This is a genomic window from Paraclostridium benzoelyticum (assembly GCF_001006285.1).
In the GTDB taxonomy this organism is placed as follows: domain Bacteria; phylum Bacillota; class Clostridia; order Peptostreptococcales; family Peptostreptococcaceae; genus Paraclostridium; species Paraclostridium benzoelyticum.
In genome coordinates this window covers 1-24746 of sequence record NZ_LBBT01000215.1, presented here as the reverse complement: position 1 = coordinate 24746, position 24746 = coordinate 1, and the positions used below count along the sequence as shown (strand labels likewise).

General features: G+C 25.7%; 26 protein-coding genes. 20 read left to right on the top strand and 6 right to left on the bottom strand.

Annotated features, from left to right (window positions below; genetic code table 11):
* The 3 genes from VN21_RS10470 to VN21_RS10460 form a co-directional block, all read left to right on the top strand.
* Positions 1–939: ATP-binding protein (locus VN21_RS10470; RefSeq protein ID WP_152650799.1), on the top strand; the 939-nt coding region annotated here is incomplete at its 5' end.
* A 108-nt stretch (positions 940–1047) separates the two neighbouring features.
* A complete protein-coding gene (locus tag VN21_RS10465) occupies positions 1048–3612 on the top strand; it encodes an ABC transporter permease (protein ID WP_046823220.1) in 2565 nt (854 codons plus the stop codon).
* Complete coding sequence (locus VN21_RS10460) at positions 3605–4309, top strand: ABC transporter ATP-binding protein (RefSeq protein WP_046823219.1); 705 nt, start codon at positions 3605–3607, stop codon at positions 4307–4309. The genes VN21_RS10465 and VN21_RS10460 overlap by 8 nt, the downstream gene beginning before the upstream one ends.
* Before the next feature lie 40 nt (positions 4310–4349).
* Here the strand turns inward: VN21_RS10460 and VN21_RS10455 are convergent, their stop codons facing one another.
* Positions 4350–5345, bottom strand: coding sequence for an ATP-binding protein (locus VN21_RS10455; RefSeq protein ID WP_021428073.1), 996 nt, complete (start codon positions 5343–5345; stop codon positions 4350–4352).
* Between the two features lie 25 nt (positions 5346–5370).
* Entirely contained in the window at positions 5371–6429 is a 1059-nt protein-coding gene (locus tag VN21_RS10450) for a DnaD domain protein (protein WP_046823218.1), read from the bottom strand.
* A gap of 98 nt (positions 6430–6527) precedes the next feature.
* On the opposite strand from VN21_RS10450, the gene VN21_RS10445 reads away from it, so the two are divergent.
* The 5 genes from VN21_RS10445 to VN21_RS17895 all read left to right on the top strand — a co-directional run bounded on the left by VN21_RS10445 (position 6528) and on the right by VN21_RS17895 (position 10953).
* Complete coding sequence (locus VN21_RS10445) at positions 6528–7991, top strand: M1 family metallopeptidase (protein ID WP_052952040.1); 1464 nt, start codon at positions 6528–6530, stop codon at positions 7989–7991.
* Positions 7992–8077: 86 nt separating this feature from the next.
* A complete protein-coding gene (locus VN21_RS10440; protein WP_046823217.1) occupies positions 8078–8872 on the top strand; it encodes an MBL fold metallo-hydrolase in 795 nt (264 codons plus the stop codon).
* A gap of 15 nt (positions 8873–8887) precedes the next feature.
* Positions 8888–9367 (top strand): 23S rRNA (pseudouridine(1915)-N(3))-methyltransferase RlmH, encoded by a 480-nt coding sequence (gene rlmH, locus VN21_RS10435; RefSeq protein WP_046823216.1) that lies wholly within the window; start codon positions 8888–8890, stop codon positions 9365–9367.
* A gap of 223 nt (positions 9368–9590) precedes the next feature.
* Positions 9591–10163 carry a class I SAM-dependent methyltransferase gene (locus tag VN21_RS10430; RefSeq protein ID WP_046823215.1) on the top strand — a complete coding sequence of 191 codons (573 nt, stop codon included), beginning with the start codon at positions 9591–9593 and terminating at the stop codon, positions 10161–10163.
* A gap of 4 nt (positions 10164–10167) precedes the next feature.
* Positions 10168–10953: a MerR family transcriptional regulator gene (locus VN21_RS17895; RefSeq protein WP_052952039.1), complete on the top strand. Its 786-nt coding sequence runs from the start codon at positions 10168–10170 to the stop codon at positions 10951–10953.
* Between the two features lie 213 nt (positions 10954–11166).
* Here VN21_RS17895 and VN21_RS18875 read toward each other — a convergent pair whose 3' ends face one another.
* Entirely contained in the window at positions 11167–11334 is a 168-nt protein-coding gene (locus tag VN21_RS18875) for a hypothetical protein (protein WP_046823214.1), read from the bottom strand.
* A 181-nt stretch (positions 11335–11515) separates the two neighbouring features.
* Here VN21_RS18875 and VN21_RS10415 point away from each other — a divergent pair, with 181 nt between their 5' ends.
* A complete protein-coding gene (locus VN21_RS10415; protein ID WP_046823213.1) occupies positions 11516–12256 on the top strand; it encodes a class I SAM-dependent methyltransferase in 741 nt (246 codons plus the stop codon).
* A 121-nt stretch (positions 12257–12377) separates the two neighbouring features.
* Here VN21_RS10415 and VN21_RS10410 read toward each other — a convergent pair whose 3' ends face one another.
* Together VN21_RS10410 and VN21_RS18870 are read right to left on the bottom strand one after the other, a co-directional pair.
* Positions 12378–13070, bottom strand: coding sequence for a YjjG family noncanonical pyrimidine nucleotidase (locus tag VN21_RS10410; protein ID WP_046823212.1), 693 nt, complete (start codon positions 13068–13070; stop codon positions 12378–12380).
* Positions 13071–13100: 30 nt separating this feature from the next.
* Complete coding sequence (locus VN21_RS18870) at positions 13101–13244, bottom strand: hypothetical protein (protein WP_167335608.1); 144 nt, start codon at positions 13242–13244, stop codon at positions 13101–13103.
* Positions 13245–13378: 134 nt separating this feature from the next.
* Between VN21_RS18870 and VN21_RS10405 the strand changes: the two genes are divergently transcribed.
* From VN21_RS10405 to VN21_RS10375, 7 genes are all read left to right on the top strand, one after another.
* Positions 13379–14068, top strand: coding sequence for a Crp/Fnr family transcriptional regulator (locus VN21_RS10405; protein WP_046823211.1), 690 nt, complete (start codon positions 13379–13381; stop codon positions 14066–14068).
* 296 nt (positions 14069–14364) lie between these two features.
* Positions 14365–15510, top strand: coding sequence for a 5-bromo-4-chloroindolyl phosphate hydrolysis family protein (locus VN21_RS10400; RefSeq protein ID WP_046823210.1), 1146 nt, complete (start codon positions 14365–14367; stop codon positions 15508–15510).
* A 27-nt stretch (positions 15511–15537) separates the two neighbouring features.
* The gene (locus VN21_RS10395) at positions 15538–16686 is read left to right on the top strand and encodes a toxic anion resistance protein (RefSeq protein WP_046823209.1); all 1149 of its coding nucleotides are present in this window, start codon (positions 15538–15540) and stop codon (positions 16684–16686) included.
* Positions 16687–16820: 134 nt separating this feature from the next.
* A complete protein-coding gene (locus VN21_RS10390) occupies positions 16821–17570 on the top strand; it encodes an MBL fold metallo-hydrolase (protein WP_046823208.1) in 750 nt (249 codons plus the stop codon).
* A gap of 76 nt (positions 17571–17646) precedes the next feature.
* Positions 17647–18300 carry an NAD(P)H-dependent oxidoreductase gene (locus VN21_RS10385; protein WP_046823207.1) on the top strand — a complete coding sequence of 218 codons (654 nt, stop codon included), beginning with the start codon at positions 17647–17649 and terminating at the stop codon, positions 18298–18300.
* Between the two features lie 210 nt (positions 18301–18510).
* Positions 18511–18957 (top strand): MarR family winged helix-turn-helix transcriptional regulator, encoded by a 447-nt coding sequence (locus VN21_RS10380; protein ID WP_021428041.1) that lies wholly within the window; start codon positions 18511–18513, stop codon positions 18955–18957.
* Between the two features lie 49 nt (positions 18958–19006).
* Complete coding sequence (locus VN21_RS10375; protein WP_046823206.1) at positions 19007–19765, top strand: nitroreductase family protein; 759 nt, start codon at positions 19007–19009, stop codon at positions 19763–19765.
* 181 nt (positions 19766–19946) lie between these two features.
* Here the strand turns inward: VN21_RS10375 and VN21_RS10370 are convergent, their stop codons facing one another.
* The gene (locus tag VN21_RS10370) at positions 19947–20837 is read right to left on the bottom strand and encodes a multicopper oxidase family protein (protein ID WP_046823205.1); all 891 of its coding nucleotides are present in this window, start codon (positions 20835–20837) and stop codon (positions 19947–19949) included.
* Positions 20838–21038: 201 nt separating this feature from the next.
* On the opposite strand from VN21_RS10370, the gene VN21_RS10365 reads away from it, so the two are divergent.
* The 4 genes from VN21_RS10365 to VN21_RS10350 all read left to right on the top strand — a co-directional run bounded on the left by VN21_RS10365 (position 21039) and on the right by VN21_RS10350 (position 24437).
* The gene (locus tag VN21_RS10365; protein ID WP_046823204.1) at positions 21039–21614 is read left to right on the top strand and encodes a cyclase family protein; all 576 of its coding nucleotides are present in this window, start codon (positions 21039–21041) and stop codon (positions 21612–21614) included.
* A 1-nt stretch (position 21615) separates the two neighbouring features.
* On the top strand, positions 21616–22071 hold the full coding sequence (locus tag VN21_RS10360) for a MarR family transcriptional regulator (protein ID WP_046823203.1): 456 nt from the start codon (positions 21616–21618) through the stop codon (positions 22069–22071).
* Positions 22072–22338: 267 nt separating this feature from the next.
* Positions 22339–23370 carry a helix-turn-helix domain-containing protein gene (locus VN21_RS10355; RefSeq protein ID WP_046823202.1) on the top strand — a complete coding sequence of 344 codons (1032 nt, stop codon included), beginning with the start codon at positions 22339–22341 and terminating at the stop codon, positions 23368–23370.
* Positions 23371–23684: 314 nt separating this feature from the next.
* Positions 23685–24437: a hypothetical protein gene (locus tag VN21_RS10350; RefSeq protein WP_046823201.1), complete on the top strand. Its 753-nt coding sequence runs from the start codon at positions 23685–23687 to the stop codon at positions 24435–24437.
* Positions 24438–24746: the final 309 nt, after the last annotated feature.

The following is a 24746-nucleotide window of genomic DNA, read 5'->3' as shown; positions in this document are numbered from 1 at the left end:
TATATTAATCTAATTAAAAGATTTAGAGATACAGATAAAGAAAAAGTAAGTGTAATAATTATAATAGGATGTATAATAAGTAATTTTACAGTAGCTATTATGAATAGTCTACCTACATGGACATATATGTTTAGAATGAATTATTCTTATGATCATCTTAATGTATTTAATATAAATGTAACCCCTAAGCTGTCTTTTACAAGTAGTTTATTACTTTTAATGATAGTTTTTAAAATCATTAAAGATATTAAAGAAAAAAGTGAAGAGAGGTTATTAAAAGAAAAAATAGATATTCATTACAAGTATTATTTAAATCTTCAAGAATCTCAAAATAAAGTTAAAAAACTTTATCATGATATAAATAATCATATATTTTGTATAAAAAATTTAAGCTATGATAAAGAAGATGTAAATAAATATATAGATGAAATGAGTAAGGAATTAAACGAATTCAAAGAAATACACAACACTGGAAATATGATATTAGATATTATATTAAATGAAAAACAAAATATTTGTAATGAAAATAATATAGATTTAACTTGTGATGTTAATTTTTCTAAATGTAATTTTATAGAAATGACAGATGTATGTAGCATATTTTCAAATATATTAGATAACGCAATAGAAGCGTGCAATAAAACTTCTATGGATAAAAAATATATAAAAATAAGGGGAACACTTGTTAAATCATATTATGTTATACGCTGTGAAAATTCAAAAATAAATAAACTAGAAATAAAAAATAGTAAGATTATAACTAGCAAGAAAGATAAATTTATTCATGGAATAGGTTTAAAAAGTGTTAAATCTTCACTTAAAAAGTATAATGGAGATTTAGAAATAGAGGATTTTAAAAATAAATTTTTATTACAAATTTATATACCTATAGATGAAAACATGACAGTTGGGGCTATAAAAGTACCAGTTGTACTATAGATATTGAATCAAAAAAAATAAGGTGTTATCTTTTAAACGTAAAAGATAACACCTTATTTTTTTTGATTTTAGGGGCATAAATATGAATTACAAAAGGGAGGGTATATTTTGAAGATTAGTTTTAAGTTAGCAATTGCTTATATGAAAGAGCAAAAAGGAAGGACTATCGCATTAATAACAAGTATAGCGTTAGCTGTAATACTAGTATTTTCATTAAATTTAATACCAGAAACACAAAGTAAACTAGAAATAAAAGAAGCATATAAAAATTATAGTGACTATCATGTTGAATATAGTAATTTAAGCGATGATATAGTTAATAAGTTAAAAAAAGATAAAGAAGTAACTGAAGTTAATGATATTTTGGGGTTAGGTAAAATTGTAGGAAAAAACGGAACATCAATTCAATTAAATTCATATAGCGATAAATTTATAGATTCATATGGATATCAATTATCGAAAGGAAGCAATCCTAAAAATTCAAATGAAATAGTTATAGAGCAAAAAGCATTAAAAGAAATGGGCTTAAGTGATGATTTAAACCAAGAAATTGATTTTAAAATTGTAAAGTATTATGTTGATAAAAATAATGAAAATCAAATATTTAGTAAAGATAAAAAGTTCAAACTTGTTGGGGTAGTAAAAAAGCCAGATGCTTACTATGAAGATTCAAGTAGTTATGCAAGTGAAAATGAGTACTATGGAGTAAAGGCTTTTACTAAAGATAATAGCAATGAATCTATATTACCAAATAATTTAGTAACTCATGGTGGAACTTTATATTTAAACTCATCTAGACCTGATATTGGAAAAGCTTATGAAATTATAAATAAATATGGATTAAATGATTCAAATTTCATGGTAAATGCATCACTAACACAAGTTTTAGATGATTACTCAATGTCAAAGGGAACAACATATACAATGAAGCGAAAGTTATATCCAATGTTAGCTGCAACATTAGTTATATGTAATATATTTAGTATAGTACTTATAGATATGACAAAACAAATAGGTATATTAAGAGCAATTGGTTTATCTAAAAAGAAAGTAAGATTTATGATTGCTATAGAAAGTATTGTTGTATTAGCATTAGGTCTTATATTTGGATTCTTGATAGGAACGTTAGCTTCATATGCTGGATTTTACATTATTTATGGGAGGTTTGTAAATCTTTACATAAGTAAAGCTAGTATATATGAGCCTATGTTAATGGCTACCATAGCTGTGTTTATATCAAGTTTAGTACCAATATATAAAAGTGGAAAAATTTCGCCTGTAGAGGCTATTAGAATCAGTGATAAATTTAATAAAAAACAGAAAAATAGATTTTATTATAAATTAGTAAGAAAGGTTTTTGGATTTTCAGGAGAAATGGCTTACAAAAACTTTTGGAGAAATAAAATAAGAACAATACTTTGTATTATATCCATAAGTTTGGGAGGAGTACTTTTTATAGATACGATTGCAATGTCAAAAAATGAAGATAAAAGCTTAGATAATACTACTATGCCTCTTATGATGATGGGAAATAGTGATATAAAATTATCTCATAATCCTAATAATGCAGATTCTAATTTTACAAAATTTAGTAAAGATGAAATAGAAAAAATATCAAATATAAAAGAGGTAAAAAGTTTAAAGCCAGTTATTGAGTTAACTGGAATATTTATAACTAACTCTAAAGATTTAACCAAAGAGTATAAAAGTGTAAATGGGATAGTTGATGAAAATAAAGATTTAGAAGAATATGTAGAAGTTGAAGGAAATAACAATGAGAGTTTAAAAAATATAAACCAATATATTGAAAAAGGTAAAAATATAAATGATAAAAGTAAAGGTAAATATCCAAAAGCTTTAGTAACGAATTATTTTTATTCTAATGCATCCCCCAATACAAAGTTATTAAATGATATGAAAGTAGGCGATTTAATAAATATAGAGATTCCTGTTACAAAAAACAATAAAGTAGAGTATAAAAATGAAAAGATAGAGGTTGCTGGAATTTTAAATGGAGACTACGTTTTAAGAGAAGGTGGATTATCAACTGGGTTAAAAATTGTATTAAATGAAGATGATTTTAAAAATATAAGTGGACGAGAAAATTATAATAAACTAAATATACAAATTGAGAAAGGAACTGATAAAAAAGCTCAAAATGAAATAGAAAAAGTTATAAAAAATAATCCATTTTCAAAATTTGAAAGTAAGTACAATTATAAAAATTTCTATATAAAACAAAGTGAAAGAAACACAAAAGAAACACTAGTAATTGTAGCTTTAATACTACTAATATCATCTATAAATGTATTATGCATAATAAAAGCTAACATAATGACTAGAATGAATGAACTTTCAACATTAAGAGCTATAGGAATGACCCCTAAAAAACTTAAAAATATGATAGTAAAAGAAAATATAATGTATGCAGTTTTTGCATCTATATTGGCAAGTATAATTGCTACTCAGAGTATTTATAAATTTACAAAACTTTCAAATGAAATAAGTAAAGAACTATCGGGCAGTGAAAAAGCTATGAACTTTACATTACCTATATTTGAAAGTGTAGAATTTTTAATAGTATCTATAATTATGTGTTTAATAGCAGTATTTTTATGTAAAAAGAAGATAGAAAAAATGAGTATAGTAGAGGGGTTAAGTACAAATGAATAAAGGTGGGGATTTTGTGACAAATATATTAGAGATAACAAATTTAAATAAGATATATGGCAAAGGTGACAATAAAGTACAAGCATTAAAAGATATAACTTTATCTATAGAAAAAGGCAAATTTACAGCTATAATAGGTCCGAGTGGAAGCGGTAAAAGTACACTTTTAAATTGTATTGCAGGACTAGACACTGTATCATCAGGTAAAGTAATGTTAAAAGGGAAAGACATTTCAACTTTAAATGAAAATAAATTATCTAAATTAAGAAGTGAAGAATTTGGATTTATATTTCAAAGTTTTAACTTAATCCCAGTTATAAATGTATATGAGAATATAATACTTCCAATATCTATAGACGATAAAAAAGTAGATAAAAAATACATAGACAGTATAATTGATAAGTTAGGTCTTAAAGATAAAATTAATAAATTTCCTAATGAGTTAAGTGGAGGTCAACAACAGAGGGTAGCTATTGCGAGAGCTTTAGCTAATAAACCTAAAATAATATTTGCAGATGAGCCAACAGGAAATTTAGATAGTAAAACAACAGAAGAAGTTATGGATTTATTAGGAAGTTGTGTGAAAGATTTTGGACAAACATTAGTTATGATAACTCATAATAATGAAATTGCTAATATGGCAGATATTTGTATTGAAATTAAAGATGGAAAATTATATATGGATAAGAAGATTGTCTAGTAATTAAAAAAATGACTAAGTTAGAAAATACGGAGATTTTCTACTTAGTCATTTTTTGTTCCCATCTTAAATCATTACCTATAAACTTAACCATTCTAAATCTATCAAATATTCTAGAGAATATTCTTTGTGCGTATATATCTCCTAATTGCATAGGTGATAAGTTAGTTGAAATTATAGTTTTCTTTCCTGATAATAGACGAGTATTTAAAATATTAAATAATTCACTATTAGTAAAAGAGTTAGTAAGCTCTGTTCCTAAATCATCAATTATTAAAAGATCACAATCAAATAAATTATTATAATTATCTTTTGTTATATGATCATCTGAATTTTTAAACTTATATTCTTCTATTATTTCAAACATTTTAAAAGCAGTCTGATATATAACTAAGTAACCCTTATCTAAAAGTTCTTTTGCAACACAGTTACACATAAAACTTTTCCCTAAACCTGTGTCTCCATAGAAAAGCATATTTTCATCGTTATCTTTATCAAAATTCATAACAAAACCTTCACATATAGATAATATCTCTAATATATTTTCTTGAGGAGATACTCCAGAAGAATCTTCTCTTTGAGTAGAGAATATAGATTCATCAAAAGTAGAAAAGTTTTGATGATGAAGAACTCTAGATAAATTAGACATATGATAGGCCTCGTTTATTATTCTTTGCTTAAGGCAATTACACTTGTGTCCATTTCCTAAAAATCCTGTATCTTTACACATAGAACAATCATGCTTAACTTCTAAATACCCATTAGGTACACGATTATCTGATAAGAGTCTTTCTTTCTTTTTCTTTAATTCGTTCATTTGAGCTTTAGTTTCATTTAATATAGACTCTTTATCTTTAGGATTTAAAAGAATTAATTTAGCGAGTTTTAATCCTATCTTACCTATTTCCTCATCTATTTGTTTAATTTCAGGTATTCTAGAGTACACTTTCTTTTTTCTTTCTTGTAAATCACGTTCAGATTGATCTCTTTTTCGCTCATAAGAAGTAAGAATATCTCTCAATGTTGATTCTTTCATATATTAATCACCTACCTAAAATTATTTATCTAAATTTGCCTTTTTGGCTTTCTTGAAGTATTTTTTCTAATTCATCTGGACTATATTTGGTAAAAGTCTGATTTATATTATGGAATCTAGTTTTAACTTGTTTAGGAGCAGTATTAGAAGATTTTGAATTAACTTTTTTAGTTTCTGATTGTTTCTTAAATTCTTCTTCTGACGCTTTTAAGTCTTCTAACGTTTTAATATTTTTATCATTCCAACTCTTAACAATTCCGTTAATATAAGCTATAGAAGGATTAGAAATATTTTTAGACTTAGAACATGCTTCTAAAATAAGTTCTATATCAAATTTATATTTATCAAACCATACATCCATAATTTCCTTTTCAGCTTTTGTAGCTTGTCTAGAAAATCCGAGTTCATTAAATACTGTTTTATACATCATAAATCGCTTACTTCTTTGAGCAAAGCTATTTTTAACATCTTCAACAGTATAAAGACTAGCATCATACCAGTTTCTAATTATACCTTCTACATAACTAACAGGTTTAGCAACTCCAGTCTGTTCTTTAACGTGTTCATAAGCGCATACTATCATTTCTGTGCTCATATTATATTTATCTATCATATCCATAATTGTAATCTTCTCATTAGATTGAAGATGTCTACCTATAATTTGATTTATAGAATTAAACATTTTTCTAATTTCAGGATTGTCATTTATGCTAACGATAGTATTAACATCAGATTTAACTGAATTATTTGCGTTTAGTATATTATCAATATATATTTTTTTCAAATCTAAAAACTCTATTGAAAAACTAAAATCATCTAGCCCATCATTTTTATGTTTTTTTATTAAATTCTTGTCTTCCCAAAAATCCCAAGCTGCCAATACATCAGATAATGGTACATTTAAATTTTTTGCAATAGAATTATTATTAAACTTAGGGTTAGAAGTCTCATCACATGCATATCTATAGCCTAAAAGATAAACTTGTACGTATAATCCATTAGCCATTGGCATAAATATATCTATAAATATGTTATCAATAGTAGTTTGTCCTAAATCTATTTCATTGACTTCTTTAAAGAACATTTTATCACCTCAGATTGATTATAACATAAAATCTATTACAAATTATGATGTAGAGAATTAAAAAAAATATTCATTTAACTACAAAGGGGGATTTAAAATTGATTATTGATTTTAGAAGGAAAAATAGAAAAATTATATCTTTTATGATCATAGGTATTATTTTTCTAGGAGGGCTATTTTATTTTAATAAAGAAGCTGATAAGCCTGTTTCAAATATAAAAACAGAGAATATGAGTTCTTATAAGATGGATGTAATATTAGATGATGAAAGTAAGCGTTTGATGTGCAATCAAAATGTACAATACGTTAATGATACTAAAAATGAGTTAAAGAGTATTTATTTTCACATATACCCAAATGCATTTTCAAAAGAAGAGTTTGCTCCATTTGAAAAACCTCAAATGAAACAAGCATATCCAAATGGATTTAATGAAGGGTACATAGATATTAAAAATATATTAATTGGTGGAGAAAAAGTTAAATTTAATATTGATGGTAATAAAGAAGATATATTAGAAGTACGCTTGGACAAACCTTTAAAGCAAAATGAATCTGTATCTATAGATATGAAGTTTAATGTAAAGATACCTAACTCAGTTGGTAGATTTGGATATGGAAATGATACTATAAACGTTACAAATTGGTTCCCTATAGCTTGTGTATATGATGATAGAGGATGGAACACAAAAAGCTATGAAAGTATAGGTGATCCATTCTATAGTGATGTAAGTAATTATAAAGTTACTCTTTTAGCTCCATCTAAATATAAATTTGGGACTACTGGAAAGGTAACAGAATCAAAATCAAGTGATAAAAAATCTATGTACAATATAGAAGCAAATAAAGTAAGAGATTTTGCTTTTGTTTTAAGTGATAAATTTAATGTTAAAAAAGATTATACAAAAGATACAGAAATATTAACTTATAATTTAGATAAAAAATTCTCTGATTTATCTACAACAATAGCAAAAGATTCTATAGAAATATTCAGTGATATGTTTGGTAAATACCCATATGATACATATTCTGTTATAGCAAGTGACTTTTACATAGGGGGTATGGAGTATCCAACTTTATCTATGATAGATAAAAGCTTATATAATTCTAAAAATAAATTTTTATTAGAATATGTAATAGCTCATGAAACTGCACATCAATGGTGGTATAGTGTAGTTGGAAATGATGAAGTTAATGAGCCTTGGTTAGATGAAGCTTTAACTGAATATTCTACAGTACTTTACTTTGAAAAAAAATATGGTAAAGAAACAGCTACAAGATTAATGAGCACTATGGAAAAACAATCAAAATCGTATTCTAGTCAAGATATGTTTAAGCCTTCAAGCAAATATAAAAATTCAATGGATTATAGTTTAAACGTATACACTAAAGGTGCAGTAGTATTCCATAACATAAGAGAAGAAGTAGGAGATAAAGTATTTTTTAAAGTATTAAAAGAATACTATGAAACATATAAGTTTAAAAATGCAAATGGATCCCAATTTATGGAGTTATGGAGAAAAAATGGAGTAGATATAGATAACATAATAAAGAAATGTAAGTAAATTTTAGGTAGAGCCTTAAAAAATATTTTAAGGCTCTATTTTTTTGGTATAATATAATTTATGATTGTAAAAGAAAGAGGTGCCACATGATAGAATACAGTTCTATAGGAAGTGGAAGTAGTGGAAATTGTCATTATATTGGATGTAAGAACACTAAGGTTCTAGTTGATGCAGGCCTTAGCGGAAAGAGAATAACAACTAATTTAAAAGATTTAGATATAGATGCAAATGAATTAAAGGGAATATTTATAACACACGAACATTCAGACCATATAAAAGGAGCTGGAATATTATCAAGGAAATTTGATATACCTATATTTGCTAATGTGAAAACATGGTGTGCAATGAAGGATAAAATAGGGGATATAAAAGATAAAAATATGAAAGTTTTTGAAAATGATAAAACTTATTCATTAGATGATTTAATAATAAGACCATTTTCGACATCTCATGACTCTGCAGATTCTGTGGGATATAATTTTTATAATGATAAACAAGAAAAAATATCTATTGCAACAGATATAGGGTGTATAACAGAAAATTTAAAGAAACATTTATATAAATCTAAATTAGTAGTATTGGAATCTAATTATGATCCAAACATGCTTATGATGGGTTCTTATCCATATGCTTTAAAAAAGAGGGTTATGTCTGAAATAGGACATTTATCAAATGAAGAAGCAGCTAAGTTTTGCGTGGAACTAATTAATCAAGGGACAGAATCTATACTACTTGCACATTTAAGCAAAGAAAATAATTTTCCAGAATTAGCGTATGAAACGACTAAGGGAATTTTATTACAAAACAACATGATAGTTGGACAAGATCTTAAGTTAGATGTTCTTTTAAGAGAAGATGCATCAGATATATATAGACTATAGAAACAGGAGACATTTATGAATATAACTATAATAAGCGTTGGAAAGCTTAAAGAGAAGTATTTAAAGCTAGGAATAGATGAATTTAAAAAGAGATTATCTAAGTATTGTAAGCTTGATATGATAGAGCTAGATGATGAAAAGTGTCCAGAAAGTTTAAGTGAAAAGGACATGGAAATTGTAAAAAATAAAGAAGGTCAAAAGATTTTATCAAAGGTAAAAAGTAATAGTTATGTTATAGCTTTAGCTATAGATGGAAAGAATTTATCATCTGAAGAATTAGCAGATACTATGAGTAAATTAGCTGTTAGAGGTAATAGTCACATTACTTTTATCATCGGTGGATCATTAGGACTAGCAGATGAAGTTTTAAAAAGAGCAGATTATAAGTTGTCTTTCTCTAAGATGACATTTCCTCATCAAATGATGAAGTTAATATTATTAGAACAAGTTTATAGAGCATATAGAATAAATAATAATGAACCGTATCACAAGTAACGGAGCACGATAGCTTTAGTCATTGAAATATATTGGCTAAGGCTATTTTTATATGAAAAATAATGTACTAAATAAAATATAAGATTTTTAAATTGGAAATAGCTAGTTAAAAAGTATATAGCAATCTGTAGTTAGTAAATAATAAATTTAGATAATATAAAATTGACTGTGATGTAGCATCATAGTATAGAATTAAAGAATAAAATAAATATAGGAGGGAAATATGGATTTTTTTAAGAATAAAGAAAATGTAGATAAATATATAGAAATGGTAAAAGACTACGATGGAACTTGGTTAATAAACAAAATAGATGATTATCTAGAAAAAGAATGTAGTCTACTAGAACTTGGAATGGGACCAGGCACGGATTTACAAATATTATCCCGAAAATATAAAGTAGTAGGGTCTGATAATTCAAGCATATTTATTGAAAAATTTAATAAAAAAAATACAGGAATAGAAGCTATTTATATAGATGCGAAAGAAATGAATACAGATAGGAAGTTTGATTGTATATACTCTAATAAGGTTTTGCATCATTTAAAGAAAAGTGAATTTATAGAATCTATTAAAAATCAAAATAAAAACCTTAATCAGGATGGAATAATATTCATGACATTATGGAGAGGTGAATATAGAGATGAAATTATGTTTGATGGGGAGGTTAGATTTACTTATTATTTAGAAAGTGATATAAAGGAAATAGTAGAAAAAGACTATAATATATTATGCTTGGAAACTTATAATGAATGTGATAAAAATGATTCTTTATTAGTAGTTTTACGAAAGAAGTAAGTATATGAGAAAAAAACTTATAAAAAGTGAAATTGCAAAACTATTCAACGTAACTAAAGCTACAATTAGATACTATGAAGATAAAAAAATTATATCTTCGGAAGAAGATATAAATGGATATAATTTATATGATTGGAAAGACGTGGAGAGATTAGATATTGTTATTTTCCTAAAGAACTTAGGAGTAAAAATTAAACATATAAAAGAGTATATAGACAATGAAAGTAATGCTTTAGGATTATTACAAAACAAAAGAAAGCATATAGATGAAGAGATAAATAAACTTCTAAAGGTTAAAAATAGAATTGACAATATACTGGCAATAAGTAATGCAAATATTATATTAAATAGTGTTGAAGAAATAAGCATAGAAGAAAGAAAATTTTTCGTATTGAAAGAATTAAATGATAATAATATAAAGTATTTTTATGATTCAGTAGGAGATTTGTACAATAAAACAAATGGTTTTAATGAAGTATTTATTTTACTACATCAAAATTATAACCAGGAGATTGATTCATTTGAATATAGCAAGATATTACTACCATACAATGACATTATTAAAGATGAAAGATTAGAATATAAAATAATGCCAAAAGGAAAATATCTGGGAATCAAATATGTATATAAGAATATTGATGATTTTAAATTAGCATATGATAAAATTATTAAATATGCAAAAAAGAAAGATATGGAGATAAATAAGATGTATTTTATAGAATTAGAATATAAGGATTATAACATTCTATATAAGAAAAAGTTGTATGAGTTGCAATTTGAAATTTTATAAAAATCGTGCTCTGTAGAGTGTATTACGGTGAACCGTACCATAAGTAACGGAGCACGGTTTTAAATATAAAAATGAGTGTTTATTTTAGATGAAAATCTGTTATAATAATTATATAAATAAAAAATGCTTAGTGCGTCAACACTAAGCATCCTTAGAACATTTATTTTGTTTTAGGGCTATCGGAATAAGTTAATAAAAATTAGCATTAAGGAATTAGCACTGATCTTTGCCGGATGGAGTGCTTTTTTCTTTGCTCTTAATTTCTATATCAAGTCCGATTACTTTAACTTTAATTCGTATGTAATTAAAAAATATGTTACTTTTGCTAGTAAAACTAACAATAATAAATAAAAGTATTGTTATTAATAAGAATTCAAGCATATTCGATACCACCTCCTTTGAGTTTAGTGAAAATCACTAACAACCCAGGGAGGGTAAAACGTCTAAAACCTCCGTAGCCATCCATCTACGGAATAAAAGATTTACTTACCTAGTATATCATAAATAAATATAGATTAAAATCAATAATATAAAACGTTATCTAAAAAAGGGGTAAGAATATATGGGAAGAAATATATATGATAATGATGTGTTTTTCGAAGAATATTCAAAAATAAGAGAAAATGAATATAATTATAATAACCTTATAGAGAAACCGGCTATAAGTAAGTTATTGCCAGATCTAAAAGGCAAGATAGTTCTAGATTTAGGATGTGGAAATGGTGATAATTGTATAGATTTTATTAATAAAGGAGCAAGAAAAGTTATAGGTATAGACATATCCTCTAATATGGTAGATATTGCTATAAGTAAAAATAGTCATGAAAATATTCAGTATATTAAAATGGATATGAATATAATTAATAGCATAAATGAAAAATTTGATATGATTTATAGTTCTTTAGCTATACATTATGTAGAAAACTATAAACTACTTATATCAAATATAAGAAAGTTAATTAAGCCAGATGGGATTTTATTATTTTCACAAGAACATCCAAATACAACATCACCTAAGAAAGGTTGTATTTGGACTAAAGATAAAAATGGAAATAAGTTGCATGCTCATTTATCAGATTATATGTATAGTGGAAAACGTGAAGTAATATGGCTTGGAACCAAGGTAGAGAAATATCATAGACCTATATCAGAAATCATAAATATATTGGTAAATGAAAACTTTAATATAAAGGAAATTATAGAGCCTGTTCCTGATGAATATGCCTTAAGTAAAAGAAAGGATATGATAGATGAGTTTCATAGACCCACATCGATTATAATAAAAGCTCAAATGAAAAAATAGAATAAAAATCGTGCTCCATAGAGTAAGGTACGGAGAAGTTTATCACAAGTAAGGGATACGATTTATCAAATAGTAAAAAGGTATAGAATTAACTTTAATTCTATACCTTTTTACTATTTTTTTATGAATTAAGTAGCAAAGACTTAAGCTCATCAAAATTAGAAATCTCGTAAGTAGGTTTTATTGAAGTTTCATTTATAAGTTTGTTAGGGTTATACCAACAGGTATCTATACCAAAATTTATTCCACCTTGTATATCAGAACTTAAACTATCCCCTACTATTAAAACTTTGTTTTTATCAAAAAAATTTATATTTTTTAAAGTATGCTCAAAAATCTCAGGATTTGGTTTTGATATTAATATTTCTTCAGAGATTACTATAGTCTCAAAAAATTTTGCTATAATAGATTTTCTGATTCTTTTATCTTGAACTAAGGTAAGACCATTAGTTACTATAGCAAGTCTGTAAGACTTGTTTAGAGTTTCTATAAGCTCGATACTATTATCATATAAAAATGATGCATCGGCTAAATACTCCATATATAATTTTGCAAAGTCAGTTTCATCAAAACTTACTTCTAATCTATCTGATAATCTTTTAAATCTTTCTACCTTTAATTTTTCTTGTGTAATAAGTCCTTGTTCAAATTCTTTCCATAGGACTGTATTTATTTCTTGATAAATTTTTAAATGATAATTTTCATCATATTTTATGTCAAACTTAAGCATTGTGTTTTTAAATGCTTCTCTTTCAGATTTTTTAAAATCATATAATGTTTCATCTGCATCAAATAATATAACTTCATATTTCATAATATATCCTCCAAATTTTATATAAATAATTTAATCATCAAGTAATTTAAGTTGTTTTTGTTTATAATTTTCATCAGATTTTGCATTAAGTATAATACCTATTAAAAATATTACATGTCCTACTACCTTTCCTATAGAAAAAATATTGAAGTATAGATAGTACAAGTTGTCCAAATATCCCCATACCTGTAAAAACAGCTAAGTTCTTATATATGTTCAAATGTATCCCCCCACTTTACAAGTTTATATAAATAAAATAATATATTTATAAAAGTCACAACATGACATTGGTCATGTTAGGAGGAGTTATGAAAAGAGTTTTTGATAATAAGCTTTTAAATAATTACATTAAAAAGCACAATATAGAAAATATATTTGATGATGAAATATTAAAGTATGCACAGCTACATCTTTATGAAGAAGAAGAGTATATATTTGAGTCAGGGGAAAATCTTGAGTATTACTATTTACTTGTTGATGGAAAAATTAAAATTTATTATCCTTTTGAGAATGGAAAGTCAATGACTTTAAAGTTTTATAAAGATTTTAATACAATAGGAGATTTAGAACTTTTAAAAGGTATACCTATACTTTGTAATATTGATGCAGTAGAAGATACTTTTTTGATAGCAATACCTGCTACTATAATTAGAGAAAAGTATTTTGATAATGTAAAACTTTTACACCATTTAGTAGACTCTCTGAGTGAAAAACTTTATGGAACGATTAATAATAGTTCATATAATTTTGTGTATCCACTTATCAATAGAGTAGCGAGCTATTTAGTTGAACATTTTACAGGCAAAAACTATATAATTTTGAACTCATCATATTTAGACATCGCCCAATTTTTAGGTACAACATATAGACATTTAAACAGAACTCTAAAAGAGATGGAGTCAAAATCAATTATAAAATGTGGTGATAAAAAAATATATATATTAGATATAAAAAAGCTTAGAGAATTATCTAAGAATATTTATGTAAAGCCACTTTAGAATATAATTTAAAGTAATACAAAATGATATTTATTGGAAATTTAAAGAAAAAATATATCAAAAATAAGTGGAATTTTTAGTCTTAGGGGTTGATATAACTAATCTAAGCCTATTTTTATAAGTAAAGCTATTGTATCATAAGTAAATAATGTATTTATAAAATATAGGGATTATATTCCTTTTAACTTAGCGGTTACAATTAGCTAAATTATAAGATATAATAAACTTAAAATATTAACATAATAGTATATATATATTTATGTTAATTACAATTAAAATAACCTGGAGGCAAGATAATGAGTAAAAAAGATTTTTCTGATTTAGAAGATCAAATTATGTCTACAGTTAGCAATACACTTAAAGCAATAGATTTTGCTAATGTTAAAAAGGATATTACAGATAAAACTGAGGATACATTAAATCAATTTAAATCAAAATTCAATGGATATAGTGAAAAGTACATGAATTTAAATAAAAGACCTAAAAATGATATATCAACATATATTAGTAAAAAACCAGCTGGAAGTATATCGGGAATAATTTACATATTTTTAGGAGTAAGTGGAAGCTTAGTTTATGGTTCATCAGTGGCAACCTTTTTAATATTTAAGATACTATTTAGTGGTGTTGTAATTACAGGCAGCAATATTATGTTTGGAGTTGCGCTTTTATTTTCTGTAATAAGTTTAGGGCTGTTATTAAGGGGAATAACATTAAGAAAAAGAGTAAAGCGTTTTAAGAAGTATGTAAGATTTATTGGCAACAATAGTTATTTTTTAATTAGTGATTTAGCAAGATTTGTAAAAGAGAAAGATAGTTTTGTTGTTAAAGAATTAAGCAAAATGATTGATAAAGGTATGTTTTTAGAAGGACACATAGATGAAGAAAAAACTTACTTTATGCTAAATGATGAAGTTTATAACGACTATTTAAATTTAAAAAATCAGCAAATAGCTAAAGAAAGTAACGATGAAAAATTAAATGAAGAAATCTATGATTCAGAGAAAGAAAAAATAGAAGCTACAATTAAAATAGGAAGAAGTTATATTGAGCAAATAAGAAATATAAGAAATGATCTTTGTAAAGAAGAAATAGCTATTAAATTAGATAAGTTAGGAAATATTGCAACTCAAATACTTATTCAGGTTGAAAAGAATCCTAATAATATACAAGAAGTTAATAAATTTATAAATCATTACCTTCCTGTTACTATAAAATTAATTAATTCATACAAAGATATAAATAATCAAGTAGTCCAAGGTGAGAATATAGAGAATGCTAAAAATGAAATTGAAAAAAGTATTGATCTTATTAATAGCGCTTTTGAAAACTTACTAGATGATTTATTTGAAGATGTTGTTTTAGATGTTTCTACAGATATTTCTGTTCTTAAAACATTATTTAAACAAGAGGGATTGGTAGAAGATGATTTTAAAAAGTAAGTTTTAAATAAAAGGGAGGAATTAAGAATGAGTGATGAATTTAAAGAAGAACATATTGATATAAAGCCAGAATTAACTTTTGAACCATTTCAAGATGAAATTATTGATTTAAAAGTAAAAGAAGAAAAAATAGAAGAGAAAATAGTTGATGAAATGCAACTTACAGAAGAAGAACAAAAAATGGTTGATCAATTTGTAGATAAAATACAGATAAATAACTCAAATTCTATTTTACAATATGGAGCTGGTGCTCAAAAGAAAATTTCTGATTTTTCACAGTCAGCATTAAATAATGTAAAAACGAAAGATTTAGGTGAAATAGGGGAAATACTATCTAGTGTAGTTCATGAATTAAAGACATTTGAAGAATCTGAAGAGAAAAAAGGAATTTTAGGTTTCTTTAAAAAAGGGAAAGATAAGATTTCCTACATGAAAATAAAATATGAAAATGTAGACAATAATATAGGAAAAATGTGCAATATTCTTGAAGCACATCAAATACAGCTTTTAAAAGATATTGCGATGTTAGACAAGATGTATGAAATAAATAAAGCATATTTTAAAGAGCTTTATATGTATATATTAGCGGGTAAAAAGAAGCTTCAAAAACTAGAAAAAGAAGAACTTCCTAAATTACAGGAAAAAGCAAGAACTAGTGGTAATCCTCAGGATGCTCAGGAACTAAATGATTTTGTTGCTCTTTGTAATAGATTTGAAAAGAAAATTCATGATTTAGAATTAACTAAAATGATTTCTTTACAAATGGCTCCTCAAATTCGTTTAATTCAAAATAATGATTCATTAATGTCTGAAAAAATACAATCTACAATTATAAATACGATTCCACTTTGGAAAAATCAAATGGTTTTAGCGCTTGGGGTTGCTCATGCTGCTAATGCTGCAAGAGTCCAAAGAGAAGTAACAGATATGACAAATGAACTTTTACGCAAAAACGCAGAAATTTTAAAAACTTCAACTATAGAGACTGCAAAAGAATCTGAAAGAGGAATTGTTGATATTGAAACGCTTAGAGCTACAAATGAGTCGTTAATTTCAACTCTTGATGAAATACTTAATATACAAACAGAAGGACGTCAAAAACGTAGAGAAGCTGAAGCGGAATTAATAAATATTGAAAATCAATTAAAAAATAAACTTATAGAATTTAAATATTAATATAAGCCGTATCACAAGTAAGTGATGCGGTTTTATTTTTTGTGAAAAATTATAATTGACATATTAAAAAAATGCGAATATAATAATCGTATAAGATTAATCGTATACGATAAAAAGAATGGAGAAATTTAAAAATGAAAATAATAGCATTAGAATTTTATAAAAATGGATTTATGAAAGAAGCACTTGCATTTGGAGGATCAGTTGAAAAAGAAAAAATAGATCCAAATAAAAATTACGAATCAAGTTTACAAAATTACTTAATAGATACTGGAAAAGAAGTTATATTAGTGGATACAGGAGTACCAGTTGAGACAAAAGATGTAGAACCAAAACCTGAACAAATGATATACACTGGTGAAAAAGTTAATAATTTTGTAGATGCATTAAAAAAAGCAGGATATGAACCAAAAGATATAGATAAAGTTATAGTTACACATAAACATCAAGACCACACAGGAGAACTTAGATTATTTGATGATTCTAAAATATATATATCAGAAATAGAAGCTCAATCAATGGACTTAAAGGGTAACAATATAGTAAGAGTTAACTTTGAAGATGGAGAGTACAAAAACTTTAAAGAAAGTCAAAAAATTACTGACAACATATTCATGCTACCTGCGTATGGACATACAAAAGGGAATTCTATAGTAGTAGCAGAGTTTGAAGGATTACATTATATGTTCCATGGTGATGTAACTTATACAGATGAAGCACTTAGACAAAATGCATTATCAGTAGTGTTTGAAGATAAAGAGTTAGCAAAACAAACTTTAAATAATGTTAGAGAATTTGTAAAAGAAAATAAGACTGTATATTTATCAACTCATACACCTGAAGCTTTAATATCATTAAAAGAAAATAAAGTTATGGAACTTTAGAAAGGTATATATAAATATAATCAAGAATCATATAGAGGATATAAAACTATATAAGGTAAAAACAGGAGGCATTAAAATGAATAAAAAAGAGATATTAGATGTTTTAAATTTTAGACACGCATGCAAAGAATTTGATTCTAATAAGAAAATAACCCAAGGTGAATTTGAAGTAATACTTGAAGCAGGAAGACTTTCTCCAAGTTCTATGGGAATCGAACCTTGGAAATTCTTAGTTATAGAAAATCAAGAATTAAAAAATGAATTAGGAGAAGTTTGTTGGGGTGGAAAAACACAAATGCCAACATGTAGCCACTTAGTAGTATATTTAGGTAGAACTGCCAAAGAATTAAGATTTGATTCAAACTATATAGATTATTTATTAAAAGACGTTAAACATTTACCAGAAGATATTGCTAATAAGTATAAAGGTATAATGAAATCTATAGAGGAAATTAGATTTAGAGATGATAAAGATTTAGAAAATTATTCTTCAGAACAAGTTCATATTGCATTAGCTAATATGATGAGTGTAGCAGCTATGCAAGGAATAGACTCTTGTGCTATTGGTGGTATAGATCACAATAAAGTAGAAAAAATACTAGTTGATAGAGGATTATTAGACACAGACAAGTTCAATATTGTATTGTGTGCTGCATTTGGATATAGAGTTAATAATCCAGAAGAAAAATTAAGACAATCAATGGATCAAGTAGTCGATTGGGTAAAATAATATATATTATAAATATAATAAAGCTAGATGGATTAATAAATACTTCATCTAGCTTACTTGTTTCTATATAAATTTAATAACAAAAGTTGAAAAAAATACATTGGAAATTTATAAAAACATTATGAATCAGTAATATGAAATTATTTGATACATACTGGAAAAGAAGTTATAATAAATAAAAAATAGTATAGTTTTTTAGGAGGATGTACCATGCACGAAAATTTAAAATTAGAAAATCAACTTTGTTTTAAAATATACTCAGTATCTAAGAGTATAGTTAGAATATATGGACCTTTATTAAAAGAGATAGATTTAACATATCCACAGTATCTAACTATGATGGTTCTGTGGGAACATAAAAAATTACCTTTTAAAGAAATAAGTTCTAAATTAAAAATGAAGACTGGTACATTGACTCCTATTTTAAATAAATTGGAAAGCAACGGGTATTTAGAAAAAGTTAAAGATGAAAATGATGATAGAAAAATTTATATAGTTGTTACTAAAAAAGGATTAGAAATTGAAGGCAAGGCAAAAGATATTCCAAGAAGAATAGCAGAAAATCTTAATTTAAAAGAAGAGGACTATATAAAATATCTTCATGAGTTTGATGGATTAGTAAAAAAATTAGATTGTATAGAAAAATATATTAAATAGATAAATGTAAATAAGTATTATTATAGTACTTATACAGAGGTGGTTAAAAATGGAATTTAATAAAAATTGGATAGATGCTGTAAACTATAGAACCTCAAGAAGAGCATATATAAATAAGCAATTAGAAATAAAAGATATAAATAAATTAAAAGAATTAATTTATAAGATAAATGAAGGAACTGGATTGAATTTTCAATTTATAGAAGATTGTTCAAAGTTATTTAAAGGATTTTCAGCATCATATGGATTAATAAAAGGATTAAATTCATGTATAGCTTTAGTAGGAAATAAAAATATCGATGATTATAAAACTAAAGTTGGATATTATGGAGAAATGTTAGTACTAGAATCAACTTGCATGAATTTAGGAACTTGTTGGATAGGTGGAACTTACGATAAAAATGAATGTAAAAAATATATAGATATAAATCAAGATGAAGAACTAATTTGTGTAATAGCATTAGGGGAAGTTTTAGAAGATAAGAGCATAAGAGAAAAATTAATTTCTAAAATGAATAAAAGTAAAAAATCATTTGATCAAGTATTACTAGAAAAAGATACTGAGTTATTACCAAGTTGGATAAAGGAAGGCATTGAGTTTGTAATAAAAGCGCCTTCTGCATTAAATAAGCAGCCAGTAGGCTATTCTTTTTTAGATAATGAAGTAAAAGCGTATAAAGTATCAGATAAGTATGGATATGAAGATATTGATTTAGGAATATCTATGTTACACTTTGAGTTAGGTGCAAAGAAGCAAAGTCATAATGGTAATTGGAACTATATAAATGGTGAAAAAATTTATATGTAAAATTAAAAAATTGATCGTATGTAAAATATTTTTCTAAAAGAATATTTTATATAGTATTATTTAATAAAAAAGAAGGAGATACCTTTAACATATGGATTCTCCTTCTTTTAATTTTTTTATAAGATAATAATTGATATATTTTATCTTAAATATACTAAAATAAATTTATTTGATGTTTATTCTATTCATACACTAAAGTATTAAACATGCCACCGGCTCCATCAGTAAAGTTATTAGAAATATGATGAGATATATGGCAATGGATAGGCCAAATTCCAGGATTACATGCTTTAAACACTACATCCCATGTCTCGCCAGCAGCTACTAATACTGTATTTTTCAGTAGTCTATTACTAGGTATAATTGGATTACCATCGGAACTTTCTAACCAAAATTGATGCCCATGAAGATGCATAGGATGATGGTTTATTTGTATACCTCCGAATCTTAGGCGCACAATATTGCCATATCGTACAGGCATAGGTTCGGTAGCTGGAAAACTCTTACCATTTATAGTAAACATATTAAAGTCCATAGCAAAAGGATTGAGATTATATTGACCGGGTTCTACTTTTTCTCCTTTTTCTAATCCAACAAGACTCCATTCCTGCAGTAGCATTAGATAGTCTTTATCAATATTTCTTTCATGTGGATTAAGAATTACAAAGCCACCTAGTAATCCTAGCATGTCCTGTTTCACTACATTAACGTGAGAATGATACATATGGGTTCCAGGTGGATTACTTATTTTAAATTGGTAATCAAAGTAATATCCAGGTTCAATTCTAGGTGAAGGTTCCACATCTGGGACACCATCCATTATATTAGGAACATCAAGGCCATGCCAATGAATGCTTGTAGCTTCTGGAAGGTGGTTAATTACTCTTATGTTAATACAATCACCTGGATAAACCTGAATAGTTGGGCCTGGTATACTTCCGTTGTATCCCCAGCCTTTAATAAATACACCTGGAAGTATTTCTTGATTTACAGGTTCAGCTATTAATTCGAAAAATTTAATTCCATTTTTGATAGTATACTTAAGTGTAGGAATGTTTGGACTAATCACCATAAAAACCACCTCTTTGAATTATTGATTCTGCAAATTATAAAGAATAATATATTATATTCCAAATCTCTTTTAATATTACATTAAATAAGTAATATTAAAAGCATTAAGAAATGAGTTAGGTGTAATGTAAAAATAAAAATGTTGACATGGAAACAAAAAAACTATAAAATATTGTTAACTAGGAAACAAAGGAGTGATACTATGATAGATTTAAGTCTTAAATTAGAAAGAGATAACGAGGTATGGAACTGGTTAAAAAATCAAGAAAACAAATTGATTTCAGCAGGTCATATAGGAACTCATATAGATGTGTATAATAAAAGTGAAATACCACAAAATTATATTAAATCAAGAGGTGTAATAATAGATTGTAGTAATTATAATCTAGATAAAGAAATAGGTATTGAATGCATACAAGATAAAATAATTAATAATGGAGATTTTATTATTTTTAAAACAAATATAGGAGAAAAATATCCTTATGGAAGTGATATCTATATAAAAAATCATAATCAACTAAGTTTAGAACTAATAGATTATTTAATAGATAGAGAAGTTAATTTTATAGGAATAGATTGTGCAGGAATAAGAAGAGGAAAAGAACACTTTGAAGCTGATATAAAATGTGAAAATAATAATGTTTATGTAGTAGAAAATCTGGATTTATCACAAATTAATTCTTATGAAAAAGAAATAAATATTTATACTATATGGATAAATAATCCTTTTTCAACAGGGTTAGCGGCAAGAGTTTTAATTGATTTTATGGAGGAGTAATATGAACAATGAGAAACTATTAATTAAGACAATAGAAATTGTAGAATTATTTGAATTATTTAATAAAGCAAATTTTCAAGACATATATAATGGATTGAATATAAATGAGGTTCACACAATTGATTTTATAGGAGGTAGTATAAACCCTAAACTTACAGATGTAGCAAATTTTTTGAATATAACAAGAGGTGGAGCAACAAAAATAACTAAAAGATTAATAAATCAAGGGTATATTCAAGATTATAAATTAGATGAAAATAAAAAAGAAAAGTATTTTAAATTAACAAATACAGGTAATGATATTTTTAATAAACATAAATTAATACATGAAGAAAGTATCAGAAAAGATTCAAGGATATTTTCTGAACTTAGTAAAGAAGAAAAAATAACTATATTTAAATTTTTAGATATTTTAGAATCCGACTTAATTAATAAATTAAAGAGCAGGCACATATAAGTTTAAATTATTTAATTCAGTAGAAATTAAATTTATAATATTAAAATAACAATTAGAGGTATGATTACTTTAATCAGGTTGAGATAAATAAAGACTTACCTATATTAGGGGGTTCTCATGTTTTATTGATAAAAATTAACTAACCGTTAACTTTTATCAACAAAACATGAGAACCCTTCAATTGTTTAAAGCATATAGCTTTGATATCATTTAGTTAATAAAGTTAGAACTTAAATAAGATTATAAGTAAAAGGAGGGTTTAACGTTATGAAAATAAGTGAGGTTATTAGGCATTATAGAAAAAAGGAAAATCTTACACAAGAACAAGTCGCTAATTATTTAAATATAAGTGCACCAGCAGTAAATAAATGGGAAAAAGAAACGTCATATCCAGATATAACACTGTTAGCGCCTCTTGCACGTGTTTTAAAAATTGATATTAATACTTTATTATCATTTAATGAGGATTTAACAGATGTAGAAGTAGAAAATTTTGTAGAAGAAGTAGTTCAAATATCAGAAAAATATGGATATGAAAAAGCATTTGAAAAAGGATGTAATTTAATTAAACAATATCCAAGTTGTGATGAATTAATATATTGGGTATCTCTAGCATTAAGAATAGAGTTATTGGTATCTAAAATTGAGGGAAAAGATAAATATGAAAAGAATATTATTGACTGGCTGCAACTAGTAGCAGCAAGTAGCAAAGAAAAAATAGCTTCTATGGCTAAATTACTTTTATCAGTAATATATAAAGAGAAAAAAGAGTATGGAAAAGCTCAGGAAATATTAGATAAGATTCCAGACATAGAAGTAGATAAGACGTTTCAACAGGCATCATTATTTAAAAGTAGTGGGAAAATTGATGATGCTTATGCTGTTTGTGAGGGTATGTTATTAAAAAATGCCCATGACACATTGAATGTTTTAATTTTTATAATATCGATGCTATGTGAAGAAAATAAATTCAGTGAGGCAGAAGAATACTTAGAGAGTGTTAAAAAACATGTTGAAGCATTTGATTTAGGAACATATCATAAATATCCATTAGAGTTACTTTTAGCAAAAGAAAAACAGGATAAAGAAAGAATTATAGAAAGTATTGTAAATATGGTAAATGAAGCAGGGAGTATGGATGATTCTTTGAAGTCAAAATTATATAAACATAGAAATACTAATGAGGATAATGAAAAGAGCGAGGATTGGTATAGAAGTTTAGTGGTAGAGTTAATTAAAAAAGATAATACGCTTGACTTTGTAAAAAATGATTCTAGAATAAAATTTCTACTGAACTAACATTAAATTTTAAACTGTAAATTTAATGGTTTATAAAAAAATACTTGGTAATATTAGTGAGTTTTTTTAGACTATTAACTCACTACAAATTCAAAATAGTATTGTTAATAAGCTTAATAACATAATTGAGATACCATAAATTTTGTTTGAAAAATTATGGTTAAATGCAACTGCTATTCATGGGAATAAATAAAAAATATAGCATAAACAAGGTGTCAACACATTAAAATCTATTAACATAAATAATCTATAGTTCATACTATATTAGTAAATTTCATATTATGGGAAATATGTTTTTTAAGGAGTGAATAAGTATGAACAATGAAACTGCCATGATTGTAGATATACCATTCAATACAGATACAAATCCATTTTGGCCAGAATTTGATGATAGATTTATTGATGTAAAAAAACAATCAAAAACAAAAGAATGGATTGATTATAGAATAGATATATTTATGAAATATACGGGGAAAAGTTTGATGAATCAAACTAATCAAGATTTTAAATGTGTTGTGAGATATGCAAAAGAAAGTGAAAATTTGATATTTGATGCATTATCTAAATATCCTAAACTTCCTGATAACATAATTTTTACAGGTGATGGAGATAGTTATATAGAAAAATTAATAGATGGATATAAATATATTTATCATATTAGAATAGATAGTGATAATATGTTTTCTAGTAACTATATAGAAGAATTAAGCAAGGTTAAATATTATGAAGAACTACAATGTATATTAAGTCAAAACGGATATTTATACGATTCAAATGAAAATAGATTAGCTGATATGTTCCACACATCTCCTTCAGTTTATGCACTTGTATATACAGTAGATGATTTTATATGTGGATTTCAACATCGATTAGAAAATAGTCATTGGGGTGCTGTTAAACTAGTGAAAGAAGTTATTGAAAGTCATAGCTATGCGTTAATTACTCATAAAAAAAATATTGATAATAACTTTGATCTTATACTTCAAGTAGGATATCCGCTTATAAGGACGAGAGAAATGTTTGGAGAAGAAAAAGAAACAGTTTTAAAAGAGTTTAATTTAATATAAAAAAATTAAGTATTAGAGTAGAAGGTTAGTCATCAAATGATAATGATTCTTCTACTTTTTAATTTTAAAATAATATATATAATTTGAACAATAATAATTAAGGAACTCAATAAAGTGGAAATTTTAATAGGGGATTTTAAAAAATTTAACAATTGACTTTAATGGCTTGTACCTAAGTGTATAAGCCATTTTTAGATTAAATCTAGAAAATGAAAGTTAGCAATCTAAATATTTTTTTATGGAAATAGTTGACAATCTAACCGTACGTATATAATATCTATATTGAAAGAACGAACATAATTATGTTAA

Excerpts from the sequence above, each read along its gene's own strand:
- VN21_RS10460 (WP_046823219.1), top strand. The coding sequence starts at position 3,605 with ATGAATAAAGGTGGGGATTTTGTGACAAATATATTAGAGATAACAAAT.
- VN21_RS10455 (WP_021428073.1), bottom strand. The coding sequence starts at position 5,345 with ATGAAAGAATCAACATTGAGAGATATTCTTACTTCTTATGAGCGAAAA.
- VN21_RS10450 (WP_046823218.1), bottom strand. The coding sequence starts at position 6,429 with ATGTTCTTTAAAGAAGTCAATGAAATAGATTTAGGACAAACTACTATT.
- VN21_RS10440 (WP_046823217.1), top strand. The coding sequence starts at position 8,078 with ATGATAGAATACAGTTCTATAGGAAGTGGAAGTAGTGGAAATTGTCAT.
- rlmH (WP_046823216.1), top strand. The coding sequence starts at position 8,888 with ATGAATATAACTATAATAAGCGTTGGAAAGCTTAAAGAGAAGTATTTA.
- VN21_RS10430 (WP_046823215.1), top strand. The coding sequence starts at position 9,591 with ATGGATTTTTTTAAGAATAAAGAAAATGTAGATAAATATATAGAAATG.
- VN21_RS17895 (WP_052952039.1), top strand. The coding sequence starts at position 10,168 with ATGAGAAAAAAACTTATAAAAAGTGAAATTGCAAAACTATTCAACGTA.
- VN21_RS18875 (WP_046823214.1), bottom strand. The coding sequence starts at position 11,334 with ATGCTTGAATTCTTATTAATAACAATACTTTTATTTATTATTGTTAGT.
- VN21_RS10415 (WP_046823213.1), top strand. The coding sequence starts at position 11,516 with ATGGGAAGAAATATATATGATAATGATGTGTTTTTCGAAGAATATTCA.
- VN21_RS10410 (WP_046823212.1), bottom strand. The coding sequence starts at position 13,070 with ATGAAATATGAAGTTATATTATTTGATGCAGATGAAACATTATATGAT.
- VN21_RS10405 (WP_046823211.1), top strand. The coding sequence starts at position 13,379 with ATGAAAAGAGTTTTTGATAATAAGCTTTTAAATAATTACATTAAAAAG.
- VN21_RS10400 (WP_046823210.1), top strand. The coding sequence starts at position 14,365 with ATGAGTAAAAAAGATTTTTCTGATTTAGAAGATCAAATTATGTCTACA.
- VN21_RS10395 (WP_046823209.1), top strand. The coding sequence starts at position 15,538 with ATGAGTGATGAATTTAAAGAAGAACATATTGATATAAAGCCAGAATTA.
- VN21_RS10390 (WP_046823208.1), top strand. The coding sequence starts at position 16,821 with ATGAAAATAATAGCATTAGAATTTTATAAAAATGGATTTATGAAAGAA.
- VN21_RS10385 (WP_046823207.1), top strand. The coding sequence starts at position 17,647 with ATGAATAAAAAAGAGATATTAGATGTTTTAAATTTTAGACACGCATGC.
- VN21_RS10380 (WP_021428041.1), top strand. The coding sequence starts at position 18,511 with ATGCACGAAAATTTAAAATTAGAAAATCAACTTTGTTTTAAAATATAC.
- VN21_RS10375 (WP_046823206.1), top strand. The coding sequence starts at position 19,007 with ATGGAATTTAATAAAAATTGGATAGATGCTGTAAACTATAGAACCTCA.
- VN21_RS10370 (WP_046823205.1), bottom strand. The coding sequence starts at position 20,837 with ATGGTGATTAGTCCAAACATTCCTACACTTAAGTATACTATCAAAAAT.
- VN21_RS10365 (WP_046823204.1), top strand. The coding sequence starts at position 21,039 with ATGATAGATTTAAGTCTTAAATTAGAAAGAGATAACGAGGTATGGAAC.
- VN21_RS10360 (WP_046823203.1), top strand. The coding sequence starts at position 21,616 with ATGAACAATGAGAAACTATTAATTAAGACAATAGAAATTGTAGAATTA.
- VN21_RS10355 (WP_046823202.1), top strand. The coding sequence starts at position 22,339 with ATGAAAATAAGTGAGGTTATTAGGCATTATAGAAAAAAGGAAAATCTT.
- VN21_RS10350 (WP_046823201.1), top strand. The coding sequence starts at position 23,685 with ATGAACAATGAAACTGCCATGATTGTAGATATACCATTCAATACAGAT.